Source organism: Rhodohalobacter sp. (genome assembly GCF_041686455.1).
In the GTDB taxonomy this organism is placed as follows: Bacteria; Bacteroidota; Rhodothermia; order Balneolales; family Balneolaceae; genus Rhodohalobacter.
The window spans coordinates 25,170-37,207 of the sequence record NZ_JAWLDW010000016.1; the positions used below are offsets into that span (position 1 = coordinate 25,170).

Here is a 12,038-nt window from a genome sequence, read left to right on the forward strand (position 1 = left end):
GGGGTGGTTAAATTGTACTCTTAGGGTGTTTTTATTACAAGTCCAAAAAATGATCACACACCCCTCTAAATCTCCCCTTTTTAGGGGAGACTTTCTATAGTTATTAAAATTCTCGACACCTCTAAAACTATTTGTGACTTTGCCTCGTCTTTACACTAAACAGCAACTGAAACCGGATTCGGGAATTTGGAAAAGCAGCATGAATCATATTTAGCAGAGTTTGTTCAGAACGGGCATGACGAGTCTTTTCAGATTATTGCTGAACATTGGTATCCCGCGATTTACAGGTTTGCCTACAGCTATTTTGGAAACAGAGATGATGCATCCGAAATCGCTCAAAAAACCCTGATAAAAGTGTATCAAAACATTCGGTCGCTCAAGGAGGTCGGCTCATTCAAATCCTGGATCTACCGGATTGCCAATAATCTCTGCCTGGATGAATTGAAACGTGCCGGCAGAAGAAAGTCCGAATCATTGAGTCTTATTCCGAAAGAGTTAAAACTCTCGGAATTAACGCCGGTCACTGAAATTGAATCAAAAGAGTTGAACAGTCTGATTCATCAAGCATTGAATCGGCTGCCGGAACAAGTGCGCGCCGTTGTCATCTTAAAACAGTTTGAAGAGATGACCTTCATTGAAATTGGTGATACTCTCCAAATTCCCGAGGGTACGGCCAAAACAAGAATGTATAAAGGATTGGACCTGCTCGGTTCAATTTTAAAACAATGGAATATTGAAACCGACTATCTGAATTATGATTGACGAAAAATCACAACAAAAACTGATGGACTATCTCTTTGATGAGATGAATTCTGATGAAAGGAAAGAATTTGAACAAAAGATTCAAAACAGTGAAGAGCTCCGGAATAAACTGAATGAACTGAAAGCTACTCAGTCTGTCATTGGAAATTATTCTCCTGAAGAGCCTGAAGAGAACGGCTTTCACTACCTCGATGAATCAGAAAAAAGAGAAACACCGAAAAGACCTCGCCGGATTAACTATGTGATTTTAACGGCTGCGGCATTAGTACTGATTTCAATATTTATCGGGCTTTTCAGCTCGGTTCAGTTTGGTGAGACAGAGCAGGGTTATTATCTGGCTTTTGGAAACCCATCGGTTGATGTTGAACAGGAAGGAATTTCTGAGGAAGAATTAAATGAAATTATTGCACAGATCAGGACGGAAAACTCACTCATGATGAACTCGATGATGGAGCAGATACAGCAAGATCAAAACGCTCAGTTTAACGAGTCGCTGACCGCATTGGCCGATTATTATGAAGAGCGCCGGAACAGGGATCTGATGCTTTTCACAGAAGGACTGCTGCAGCTCGAAGAGTCGACCGCCAATCAGATTGATCAGACCAACCGGGCATTAAACGGAATTATCTACGCGCTGAGTAACGAATAACGAAAATAAAATCTAATGTCATGAAAATTTTTAAATTTATTGTATATACACTTATATACCTGTTACTCTCTTTTATTTCAGTTCAGGCTCAGGATGAAGCTTTAGAACGAGAAATGAGGATTGCGGAAAGTATTTTGGGTGAAATATTTACAGAAGTCCCACAGCCACCGATTCCATTCTTATTTGCGCGTAACGGGCATGTCTCTTCTGAGTATCAGCCGGGTTACGGTGTTCATTTGAGCGTGGGTGAAAATTTATCATCCAGATCCATCAGCGTTTCCGGATCTGTGCGCATAGAGCGTAATAATAACAGCGACGAAAGTGAAACCATAGAGAGCCATTCAACAAGTGAAGCAATTGAAGAGAAAGTAATGGAGTATATCACTCAGTACGCTTCAACGATACAGAGTTTACCGGAAGATGAAGTACTGAGAATCTCTTACGGACTGAAGAGAACTTCTAATGCCACCATCGCAGTCATCACCGGTCTCCAGGAGTATACTCACGACATTCCTAAATTGAGTTTTGTGGTAAAATCTGAAGACTTAAAAAAACATCGCGAAGGCACACTTTCTGATCGTCAGCTTCTTGATCGGGTCGAGAAGCAAGATCTCAAAGAATATTCAGATATCCGGGATTTGAATATTTTTGCATCCGTTCTGGAAACATCCCTCAACAGTACCGAAACCGAACAGCTTCGGGTTAATCGAGTTCCATCTTACGAATATCTACCGGGACTGGGTGTGCAATATTACATGACAATTTCCGGACAGTCATCCTTTAACTTTTCCGGGCTGTTTGAAATGGCACGCGAAATTGATTCACTCAATTTTGATGATGTTGATATAAATATTGATCTCGGAGACCTATCGAATGACAGCATAAGATCAAACACATTTGCATTTCGTATGCCGGATAGTGCATCGTTTGAATTTAATATGGACTCTCTCAGGTTCGACTCTGAAGAGTTCAGAAAACAGATGGAAGAAGTTCGGCAGAGAAGTGAAGAGATCCGGCAACGTGGTGAGGAGGTTCGAAGTGAAATCGAAATTCAGATGAACCAACAAAACAGTGCTGATCTTTCAGGCGATGTTGAGAAGATTAAAACCGCCATCCTGGAAACAATTCAGGATTATGGCAGCACGCTGCGCACATTGAAAAATGATGATATGCTTTTGATAACCATTGACTGGCGCGGACGAAATGAGAGCTTGCCTGATCGAACAAAAATCCGAATCTCGAAACAGGATGTATTGAACGGAAATGAGCCGCTTATGGAAGATCTCAGCCGCAGATGATCCGTGAGGTGACCTCTCACAAAAAGAAAGCCTCGTTCGGATTACTCCGAATGAGGCTTTTTATTAGTACACCGGTCAGCCTGACCGGTTATCTCGGTCACTATACCCCGGTCTGGCCGACCAGGATACTTTTTACCCGTTGCTTTTAATAATTAACAGACTAATATTTAGCTAGGTACTAAAGAGAGAATCAAATTAGATAGTCATGCCTTTTTACAAAAGAAATCTTCCGCATTGGCAAGAATCGGGGGCTGAATATTTTGTAACATTCCGTTTGGCGGGTTCTCTTCCAAAAAACGTGATACAACAACTGAAAAAATCAAGAAATACTTTCAAAAAGAACTTTTCTCACAAGACCGATTATCGATCAAAAACCCATCAGTTTGAAGCTTCACTTTTTAAAAAATATGAGTCTCTTTTAGACGGGCAAAGCACAGGGCCAGTGTGGTTGAGCAACAAAAATATTGCTGACATCGTAAAAAAGCTCTTCATTATCGTGACAATAAAGAATATGATTTATATGCCTTTTGTATTATGAGTAATCATGTACACGTGGTCTTCAGAGAACTTTATTCGATTCAAGAAGATCAGAAGATTGAGGAGGCTTTTCCGGTGACAAAAATTCTGCAAGGTCTAAAATCCTATACCGGATTAATGGCTAATATAGAGTTAAACAGAACAGGTTCTTTTTGGCATGAAGAGAGTTATGATCGGTTGATCCGAAATACCAACGAACTAAATAATACCATCCAATATACTCTCAATAACCCGGTAAAAATAAATTTGGTGAAAAATTGGCGCGACTGGACATACAATTACTGTAAACCTAAATTTTCAGAAAGACTTTAGGAAAGCACATTAAAGCCTGACTTGGAATTTGCTGGAAGCTTTTCTTAAAACCCAGTCAAGCACCGTTAATATATGCCGAAGGTGCCGACCGGAATAAAATGATTCATAAATTAAATCCCGGACAAGCTGTCCGGGATACATGTTTCTTACCCATTCAGCGTATAATCGAGTGTGATCTCGCAGGCCAATACTTTGGAAACAGGACAGCCTTCTTTGGCACCGTTCGCTATTTCAGCGAATTTATCTTCAGATATTTCCGGAACTTTGGCATTCAGTATCAGGTCGATCTTAGTGATTGCCCAACCCTCATCTTTCTGATCCAAAGATAGTTTTGCGTCCACATTAATTTCATCTGCTGTAAAACCTGCCTTTCCAAGTTCTACACTCAATGCCATTGCAAAACACCCTGCATGAGCTGTTGCAATCATCTCTTCGGGATTCGTGCCCTTTTTCCCGTCTTCGTTTTCAAATCTCAATTTTACAGAATAGGGCTGCTCATCAAAAGCACCGCTTTGTGTAGTTAGCGTCCCTGATCCTTCCATTCCTGAACCTTTCCAAACTGCTTTTCCCGTTCTTTTCATCGTCGTCTTTTTTTTTGGTTTGTCTTTATTCATTGATAGAAAAATAATAGCGAAAAAATCGTTCATAATTGATAGTGATCTAAATCCAAAAGTCTGAAATCAAATAATTTTAGAAGAATTTGATTTTACATTACCGATTGATTTTACATGTCTTTAAGGCCTGCAAACTGCGTAATTGAATAAATAAAATCTGAACGAACAGTAACTTTTGATCGGCTGAATTCGTAGAGCGGAGTAAATCGAAAACAATTTGGCGCAGTATTATGGCAAAAAGAAAAACAAAAAAACGAATTTGGATTGCACTCGCAATAGTCATCATTTTTGGCGGAGGGTCATTTTTCTATTTGAACGGACAATCGTCAGGTAATGAGATTGAAGAGGAACCGCACGTTATTGCAGAAATTGGAAGCGTTGTTGAAAAAGCCCTGGCCGTGGGTACTATTGAGCCGGACAATGAAATTCAGGTGAAATCGAAAATCTCCGGAGTGGTAAATCAAATCTATGCCGAACCGGGTGATTTTGTAAGAGAAGGTGAGCCGTTAATTGAAGTACGTCCCGATCCAACACCCTTGGAGCTCGCTGAAGCCAAGCGTAGCCTGGAGCGAACCGAAATAGAAAAAGAGAATCTATCCAAAGAGCTGGAAAGAATGGAAACACTTCTTGCCAGAAATTTAGTCTCTCAACAGGAATACGATCGAATTGCTCAGCAGTTTGATGATGTAGAGGTTCGGGAACAGATCAATACAGAACGGCTGGAACTGTTGGAAAGCGGACGGATTATGATGGGTGAAACACTCATTGAGTCTGTAATCCGAGCTCCGATTGACGGCTATATTCTCGAAAAAATGGTGGATGTAGGTGAACCGGTTGTTCCGCTCACATCTTATCAGGCCGGAACTGCCCTGATGAGTATTGCAGGAATGGAGCAGCTTCTCTTTAAGGGAACCGTAGACGAAATTGATGTAGGTAAAATGGAAGAGGGAATGACTGCCGAAATCAAGATCGGTGCGCTGCCCGGACAGGTGGTTATTGGAGAAGTTTCCCGAATCTCTTTGAAGGCGAAGCAGCAGGATAATGCCACCGTATTCCCAATCGAAATTCGAATCATCGATACGCAGGGTTCTGTTCTGAGAGCCGGATATTCGGCTAATGCTGACATCATCATTGAACGCGTAGAGAATATTATAACGATTCCGGAGCGGGTAGTCGTAATGCGGGATGGAAAATCATTTGTAGAAGTTCCCGGCGACCAGCCCGGTAGCCGGGAAGAGAAAGAGATCGAACTTGGCTTAAGTGATGCCATTACAGTTGCAGTACTTGATGGTATGGAAGAAGGAGAAAAAGTTCTGGAGCGACCAACAAAAACTTTAACTGTTCGATAGGAATAGGCTAAAAAACCAACTTTCACTACATCAAATAAATCACCATAACTATCCCTCATGACTCTTTTAAACCATATCGCCGAACTTTTTCGAAATCTGAATCAGCAGCGTCTGAGAAGTTTTCTTACCATTTTCGGCATCATGTGGGGTACCGCCACGCTGATACTGCTGCTTGCATTCGGCATGGGGTTTCGTGACCAGACCGTACTGAATATGCGGGGCATGGGAGACCAGCTGGCTATTATGTTTCCCGGTCAGACCACCAAAGCTTTTGAAGGATATGGTATCGGTCGGCCCATTCGCTACCGGGAGTCGGATGCACAACTGCTTCAGGATCAGATTGCAGACATCAATATTGCTACTCCGGAATATATGAGTGGAATTGAAATTTCGAATGGAGACAGACGCAGAAACTCCCAGGTTGGCGGTGTCTATCCGGTTTATCAGGATCTGCGCAACGTTTTTGAAGAACCCGGAGGCCGATGGCTTAATGAACACGACATCGAAGAGCGAAGACGGGTGATTTTTCTGGGTAATCAATTGGCTGAAAACCTTTTTGAAGATGAAGACCCGGTTGGAAAACAGGTTTTTGTTCGCGACACTCCATTTACAGTAATCGGCGTACTTCAGGATAAAATTCAGAATTCATCCTATTCACAGCGGGATATGGACCGATCGTTCATCCCTGCCACTACCTTTTCAGCCATGATGGGCACAGATCTAATTAACAATATTCTGTATGTACCCAAAGATCCTTCATTGGCAAAGCAGGTTCAGGATCAGGTGTATGAAGTAATGGGCCGTAAACACCGTTTTGATTCGTCAGACCGGGATGCACTCGGAATCTGGGATACCAACGAATTTTGGGAGTTTATCAACGTGATATTTTTAGGCATAAACGGGTTTCTTGGACTGATCGGATTTTTTACCCTTGCCGTGGGTGGTATCGGTGTTGCCAATATCATGTTTGTGGTGGTTCAGGAACGGATGAAAGAGATAGGTATTCGAAGATCTGTTGGTGCTAAACGGCATCATATCATGGGTCAATTTTTTGTAGAGACCTTTATGATCATCGGGATGGGTGCGGCAGCCGGGTACGGGATTGGCTGGCTGCTAGTTGAAGCCACCCAAAATATACCGATCAAAGAGTTTGTAGGCGCTCCCTATTTTTCACCTGAGGTTGGCCTGATTGCCTTCGCCGTGCTTGGGTTTGTAGGTTTTGCTGCAGGAATGCTTCCGGCCTGGCGCGCTTCCCGTCTGGATATCGTTGAATGCTTAAGGAGATAAAATTATGTGGATTGCACTTTTCAGAGAATTTTTTAGCGACTTAGGAAAACAGAAACTTCGATCGTTTTTAACGATTCTTGCCATCGCCTGGGGAACTCTCTCTGTAGTACTACTTTTGGCATTTGGCCGGGGATTGGGCAACAGTTTGACAGAAGGATTGCTGGGAGCCGGTAACCAAGTTATCGTAATCTATGGAGGTCAAACCAGTATGAATTACGAAGGGCTCGGAGTTGGCAGAGCTATACAGTTTACGGAAGATGATATCGATTTAATTAACCAAGCAGTGCCGGGTATCGCTTACTCAAGCCCACAATATGGCCAGTGGGGTACTCGTCTGCAGTATGGAGAGGAGATCACAAATACATTTATGGAAGGGGTAAATCCCGATTTCGAAATTATGAGAACCATGTATCCGGCAGCCGGAGGACGTTTTATCAATGAACGGGATGTGGATGAACAACGTCGGGTTCTTTTTTTAGGAGATGAAATCGCCACCCAACTATTTAAGGATGAAAATCCAATTGGCAAACAGGTAAAACTTGATAACATGCCGTTTACCGTAGTTGGCATAATGAAACCCAAAATGCAGACATCTATGAGTAACGGGCCGGATGCCAATCGGGCTATTATACCTCATACAACCTTCAGAAACGTGTATGGAAACCGAACTGTAGGATCTATTTTGGTTCGTCCTGAAGATCCCAGCCTTCAAGAATCAATTAAATCAGGAGTTACTTCACTACTCTCGTCAAAGTATAAGTTTGATCCAAGCGACGAACAGGCTATCCCGATGTGGGACTTCATCGAACAAGAGGAAATGAATCAAAAAGTGGCAACCGGTTTGGAGATTTTTCTCTTTACCGTCGGGTTTTTCACACTGATGATAGCCGGGGTGGGCGTAGCCAATATCATGTTTGTGGTAGTGAAAGAAAGGACCAGAGAAATTGGAATCAAACTAGCCGTTGGTGCACGTAAAACACATATCATCATCCAGTTTATTTTTGAATCGCTTTTTATCTCGTTCCTTGGAGGTAGCATTGGCTTGGCTATCTCATCAGCCATCGTTTTTGGAGTTTTAGCTTTGGATATGACCACAGGAGCCGGGGAATTTCTCGGGAAACCACAAATTTCTGAAATGGCTGTTATAATAACAGTAGGTGTACTTGCCATCATTGGTCTGCTTGCCGGAATATTCCCGGCACTGAAAGCCGCAAAAGTAGATCCGGTTGAATCACTCCGTTATGAGTAGGGTTTTGGGGTCTGTTGTTTTTTTGATGTTAACATTGGCTTAACATTAATAAAACAATTTGGTTATATCTTTGACCTGTCGCAAAATAAATAAGCCGTTAAAAAATCCGTTATTTGATTCTCATGCAATCAGTTATGAAGCACATTGCAGCTTTAGCACTTTTTTTGTGTCTGCCATTTTCAATAAACGCACAATCCTCCCTAAACGACTTTGGATTTAGCGGACAATTCTTCTTTTCCTACGAACACTCCTTCGAAGAGAGTGACGTTAACAGCGAATTTCTTCTGAAACGAGGCTATATCACATTTAGGCGGGATATTTCTGAGCGCGTTGGTGTTCGCTTCACACAAGATGTGTCTGTAGACAAGGCCGGAGACGGTGAGGGGAACATTGAACTTCGCCTGAAATATGCCTTGGTTCACGTAAATATGAATGATACCCGGCTGATCAAAAATTCAAGCATCGAGTTTGGTGTGGTAAGCCGGCCGTGGATCGATTTTGAGCAGAGTATTAACGATTACCGCAGCCAGCGATCGATGTTTTTGGATGACAATAATATTTACAGCTCTGCGGATTATGGGGTTACATACGCGGGGCAACTCGGTGATAATCTCCCGGAAGATTCTCAAACCGGATTAACGTCGGATGGCGGACGCTACGGCAGTTTCAGTATCGGGATATATAATGGTGGAGGATATGCCGCACTGGAAAAAAATAACAACAAAATGCTTGAAGGGCGCCTCTCCCTCAGGCCGCTACCTGACCAAATGCCCGGTTTTCAGGCTAGTGTGTTGGGCGCTTACGGAAAAGGAAATATCCCCGAAAGCCCGGACTTTGAAAACGCAGGACTCGCATTTTCGTATGAATCGAAAAAATGGACCTCCATTATGCAAGGATTTACCGGAAAAGGTGACGGTGCAGGGCAACTCGTCAATCTGAACAATGAATCTTTGAGGCTGAAAGGGTGGAGTATGTTTAACGAGTTCAAACCGTTTGAACAACCTGTCAGTCTCACATTACGTTATGATGAACTGATCAATACGGATCTGGATCGCTGGCACTCACGGCGATTTGTTAGTGGAATAAGCTACATTTTTTCAAATCGCTCAAAAATCATGTTCGATTATAACCGTGCCTGGGATCATCTGGATGCCGAAACCCACGCCTATGATATCATCGAAGTGGTCACTGAAATCAGGTTTTAAAAATCCTTCACTTTCGGTGATTTAAAGTGGTCTTTCAGATGATTGTGTTTTTATTCAAATAGAGATGAACTTAAGTACCGATCTCCCCTGTCGCAGGTAATGCAGACAATCACACCCTCATCCAGTTCATCTGCAATTTTTAGTGCCGCAGTCAATGCCCCGCCACTACTCATTCCGGCAAATATCCCCTCTTCTTTCGCCATACGCCGAGCCATTTCGGTGGCTTCCTCCTGGCTTACATCCACGGTTTGATCTACCCGCTCAGCTTCGAAAATTTTAGGTAGATATTCGGGCGACCATCGACGAATTCCGGGGATAGATGATCCCTCTGTAGGCTGAGTCCCCACAATCTGTACATCCGAATTCTGAGATTTTAGATATCGCGATACCCCCATAATGGTTCCGGTAGTTCCCATGGACGATACAAAATGAGTGATTTTACCGTTTGTGTCACGCCAGATTTCAGGTCCGGTTGTCTTCTCGTGCATACGGTAATTGTCGGGATTGGCAAACTGATTCAATTGAAAAAATCCATGCTCTTCGGCCATCTCTTCAGCAAGCTGACGGGAGTACTCAATTGTCTTTTCAGCCGGGGTGAGTATCACCTCAGCGCCATACGCCTTCATCGACTTCACGCGCTCCTCTGTGGCATTCTCCGGCATCAGGAGTTTAATTTCCAACCCCTTCATTGCTGCAATCATGGCCAGGGCAATTCCAGTGTTTCCGCTTGTAGCTTCCACTAAAGTATCTCCAGACTTGATCTCACCCCTCTCTAGTGCTCCATTGATCATCCCCAGAGCCGCACGGTCTTTTACGCTTCCACCCGGGTTCTGTCCCTCAAGCTTACAGTAGATCTTTACATTCTTATTCATAGGAATTTGCTCTAATTCAATCAATGGCGTATTGCCAATCAGTTCTTCGAGTTTCATAGATAGAATGTTTTTTAATGATAATCTTTGACCTGACAGCGTTTGCCAAACCAATCAGTGTCTTGCTTTTATTTCCATCATTTTTTTGTCAACGCTGACAAATGATACCCGGCCATCAATGACCGGCTCGCATATTCAGCCCTAAAAGGGCTGTCTTTTTTTTGATCTGATTCAATTCTGAACCCATGAATGGGTTCAATATACGAGCGTGGGATTCATCCCACGAAAATGTTCAGTCAAATATTGCTTTTCCATCCAAACGCTGACAGATCCGGTGGGTGCTGTCAGGTTTATTAAATTCCGACCTGGCAGCGTAACGACGGCTGTCGGTTCCTGCAAGCGTCCAATTCTTTTTCTTCACACATTTATATACAAGATCGCGGTTATCAGATTGTATCCGGCCATGAATGACCGGCTCGTTTATACAGCCCAGTTCTGGACACCCCTCTCAATCTCCCCTTGATAGGGGAGAATTTGTAGGAATTGCTATTGGTTTTTAAATCAAGATCACCCTAAACCCATTCATGGGTTTAATATACGAGCGCGGGATTTATCCCGGCGAAAAATGTTCAGTCAAATATTGCTTTTCCATCCACACGCTGACAGACCCAGTTGGTGCTGTCAGGTTTTATCACTTAAACGTTATCGTATCCGTTTTCCCTTCAGTGTTCGTCATCTTCGCCTGGTAGTAAATTTTTGAGTTTGCCGGTACACTTTTGGTCAGCCACACATTACCGCCAATAATGCTGTTCTCACCGATCACCGTTTCACCGCCCAAAATAGTAGCCCCGGCATAGAGCACCACATTATCTTTTATAGTAGGGTGACGTTTTTTCTTTGCATCTTCCTTCTTCACACTCAGTCCACCCAGTGTCACCCCTTGGTAGATTTTTACTTTTGAACCGATAATCGTCGTTTCACCGATTACAATTCCGGTGCCGTGATCGATACAAAAATAGTCTCCAATTTCTGCTCCCGGGTGAATATCGATTCCGGCTTGGCGGTGAGCATGTTCTGAAATGATTCTGGGTATCAAATTCACTCCAAGCTTCAGAAGCTGATGGGCAATTCGGTGTGCAGCAATCGCATAAAATCCTGGGTAGGTTCGTATTACTTCGCCCCTGGTTTGCGCGGCAGGATCACCAAGATAGATCGCGTCGATGTCAAGTAATAATTTTGAACGAATCCCCGGCAATGCATTAAAAAAATCATTCTCTAAATCTTTTTTCCCGCTTTTTACACACTCTTTGTTATGGTCAAAAATCTGCCTGAGTTTAGTTCTTAACTCACCCAAACGTTGCTCAATAGTTTCCAGATCTGAGAAACGTATACTGGCAAATTCGGGAAAAAGCACTCCGAGAAGCTCATCAAAAAATTGAATCACCATCTCCGGTGGCGGGCATTTTGAGGCCTCCTTGTGTGATGTTAACAGATCTTCAAAAAACTCCTGTTCCATTCTTAATTATCTTGGATTAAAAATTCTGATCTAAACATATGAAATTCATTAACAACCTTTCTGCAGTTCTCGTTTGAGAATTCCATTGTCTGTTTTGTTAAAAATAATTCTAGAAAGCCTAATCAATTCATAATCTGAGAAATTTTATGTAGAATCGTGCAAGAGGTTCTCATTAAACTAAAATGTTCATACTCATGAAATCAAAAGTACTTTCCTCCATATATACATTACCGTTCCTCATTGGAATGATGATTTTCAGTTCTTTTTCCGATGGAATTGCACAACAAAATTGGAACACCTCAACCGAAAAAGAGGAACGGCCTCTTTTTACAGAGCACTTTACTCCGCAGGAGTTTGCCGAACGCCGAAATGATGTTTACGAAGCCATTGG

At 42.7% G+C, this 12,038-nt stretch carries 14 protein-coding genes; 10 read left to right on the top strand and 4 right to left on the bottom strand.

Annotated elements, in window-relative coordinates:
- Positions 1 to 186: 186 nt before the first annotated feature.
- From ACESM0_RS03735 to ACESM0_RS03755, 5 genes are all read left to right on the top strand, one after another.
- The gene (locus ACESM0_RS03735; RefSeq protein ID WP_372903782.1) at positions 187 to 762 is read left to right on the top strand and encodes an RNA polymerase sigma factor; all 576 of its coding nucleotides are present in this window, start codon (positions 187 to 189) and stop codon (positions 760 to 762) included.
- Positions 755 to 1,411 (top strand): hypothetical protein, encoded by a 657-nt coding sequence (locus ACESM0_RS03740; protein WP_372903784.1) that lies wholly within the window; start codon positions 755 to 757, stop codon positions 1,409 to 1,411. The genes ACESM0_RS03735 and ACESM0_RS03740 overlap by 8 nt, the downstream gene beginning before the upstream one ends.
- Positions 1,412 to 1,431: 20 nt before the next feature.
- The gene (locus tag ACESM0_RS03745) at positions 1,432 to 2,709 is read left to right on the top strand and encodes a hypothetical protein (protein ID WP_372903786.1); all 1,278 of its coding nucleotides are present in this window, start codon (positions 1,432 to 1,434) and stop codon (positions 2,707 to 2,709) included.
- Positions 2,710 to 2,914: 205 nt separating this feature from the next.
- Positions 2,915 to 3,247: a hypothetical protein gene (locus tag ACESM0_RS03750; RefSeq protein WP_372903788.1), complete on the top strand. Its 333-nt coding sequence runs from the start codon at positions 2,915 to 2,917 to the stop codon at positions 3,245 to 3,247.
- Positions 3,244 to 3,558 carry a transposase gene (locus ACESM0_RS03755; protein ID WP_372903790.1) on the top strand — a complete coding sequence of 105 codons (315 nt, stop codon included), beginning with the start codon at positions 3,244 to 3,246 and terminating at the stop codon, positions 3,556 to 3,558. Before ACESM0_RS03750 ends, ACESM0_RS03755 begins: the two co-directional genes overlap by 4 nt.
- Before the next feature lie 146 nt (positions 3,559 to 3,704).
- On the opposite strand, the gene ACESM0_RS03760 is transcribed toward ACESM0_RS03755, so the two are convergent.
- Positions 3,705 to 4,139 (bottom strand): OsmC family protein, encoded by a 435-nt coding sequence (locus ACESM0_RS03760; protein WP_372903792.1) that lies wholly within the window; start codon positions 4,137 to 4,139, stop codon positions 3,705 to 3,707.
- Positions 4,140 to 4,402: 263 nt separating this feature from the next.
- Here ACESM0_RS03760 and ACESM0_RS03765 point away from each other — a divergent pair, with 263 nt between their 5' ends.
- The 4 genes from ACESM0_RS03765 to ACESM0_RS03780 all read left to right on the top strand — a co-directional run bounded on the left by ACESM0_RS03765 (position 4,403) and on the right by ACESM0_RS03780 (position 9,262).
- Positions 4,403 to 5,521: an efflux RND transporter periplasmic adaptor subunit gene (locus ACESM0_RS03765; protein ID WP_372903794.1), complete on the top strand. Its 1,119-nt coding sequence runs from the start codon at positions 4,403 to 4,405 to the stop codon at positions 5,519 to 5,521.
- 57 nt (positions 5,522 to 5,578) lie between these two features.
- Positions 5,579 to 6,808: an ABC transporter permease gene (locus ACESM0_RS03770; RefSeq protein ID WP_372903796.1), complete on the top strand. Its 1,230-nt coding sequence runs from the start codon at positions 5,579 to 5,581 to the stop codon at positions 6,806 to 6,808.
- A 4-nt stretch (positions 6,809 to 6,812) separates the two neighbouring features.
- A complete protein-coding gene (locus ACESM0_RS03775; RefSeq protein WP_372903798.1) occupies positions 6,813 to 8,057 on the top strand; it encodes an ABC transporter permease in 1,245 nt (414 codons plus the stop codon).
- Between the two features lie 134 nt (positions 8,058 to 8,191).
- Positions 8,192 to 9,262: a hypothetical protein gene (locus tag ACESM0_RS03780; protein ID WP_372903800.1), complete on the top strand. Its 1,071-nt coding sequence runs from the start codon at positions 8,192 to 8,194 to the stop codon at positions 9,260 to 9,262.
- Positions 9,263 to 9,312: 50 nt separating this feature from the next.
- Here ACESM0_RS03780 and cysM read toward each other — a convergent pair whose 3' ends face one another.
- The 3 genes from cysM to ACESM0_RS03795 all read right to left on the bottom strand — a co-directional run bounded on the left by cysM (position 9,313) and on the right by ACESM0_RS03795 (position 11,647).
- Positions 9,313 to 10,191 carry a cysteine synthase CysM gene (gene cysM / locus ACESM0_RS03785; RefSeq protein WP_372903802.1) on the bottom strand — a complete coding sequence of 293 codons (879 nt, stop codon included), beginning with the start codon at positions 10,189 to 10,191 and terminating at the stop codon, positions 9,313 to 9,315.
- 232 nt (positions 10,192 to 10,423) lie between these two features.
- Complete coding sequence (locus ACESM0_RS03790) at positions 10,424 to 10,552, bottom strand: hypothetical protein (protein WP_372903804.1); 129 nt, start codon at positions 10,550 to 10,552, stop codon at positions 10,424 to 10,426.
- A gap of 270 nt (positions 10,553 to 10,822) precedes the next feature.
- Positions 10,823 to 11,647, bottom strand: coding sequence for a serine O-acetyltransferase (locus tag ACESM0_RS03795; protein WP_372903806.1), 825 nt, complete (start codon positions 11,645 to 11,647; stop codon positions 10,823 to 10,825).
- 194 nt (positions 11,648 to 11,841) lie between these two features.
- On the opposite strand from ACESM0_RS03795, the gene ACESM0_RS03800 reads away from it, so the two are divergent.
- Positions 11,842 to 12,038 (top strand): hypothetical protein (locus ACESM0_RS03800; protein ID WP_372903807.1); only part of this gene is annotated, 197 nt, incomplete at its 3' end.

Bases quoted from the DNA above. Each gene is read 5' to 3' on its own strand.
- ACESM0_RS03740 (WP_372903784.1), top strand. From the start codon at position 755: ATGATTGACGAAAAATCACAACAAAAACTGATGGACTATCTCTTTGAT.
- ACESM0_RS03745 (WP_372903786.1), top strand. From the start codon at position 1,432: ATGAAAATTTTTAAATTTATTGTATATACACTTATATACCTGTTACTC.
- ACESM0_RS03750 (WP_372903788.1), top strand. From the start codon at position 2,915: ATGCCTTTTTACAAAAGAAATCTTCCGCATTGGCAAGAATCGGGGGCT.
- ACESM0_RS03755 (WP_372903790.1), top strand. From the start codon at position 3,244: ATGAGTAATCATGTACACGTGGTCTTCAGAGAACTTTATTCGATTCAA.
- ACESM0_RS03760 (WP_372903792.1), bottom strand. From the start codon at position 4,139: ATGAAAAGAACGGGAAAAGCAGTTTGGAAAGGTTCAGGAATGGAAGGA.
- ACESM0_RS03765 (WP_372903794.1), top strand. From the start codon at position 4,403: ATGGCAAAAAGAAAAACAAAAAAACGAATTTGGATTGCACTCGCAATA.
- ACESM0_RS03770 (WP_372903796.1), top strand. From the start codon at position 5,579: ATGACTCTTTTAAACCATATCGCCGAACTTTTTCGAAATCTGAATCAG.
- ACESM0_RS03775 (WP_372903798.1), top strand. From the start codon at position 6,813: ATGTGGATTGCACTTTTCAGAGAATTTTTTAGCGACTTAGGAAAACAG.
- ACESM0_RS03780 (WP_372903800.1), top strand. From the start codon at position 8,192: ATGAAGCACATTGCAGCTTTAGCACTTTTTTTGTGTCTGCCATTTTCA.
- cysM (WP_372903802.1), bottom strand. From the start codon at position 10,191: ATGAAACTCGAAGAACTGATTGGCAATACGCCATTGATTGAATTAGAG.
- ACESM0_RS03795 (WP_372903806.1), bottom strand. From the start codon at position 11,647: ATGGAACAGGAGTTTTTTGAAGATCTGTTAACATCACACAAGGAGGCC.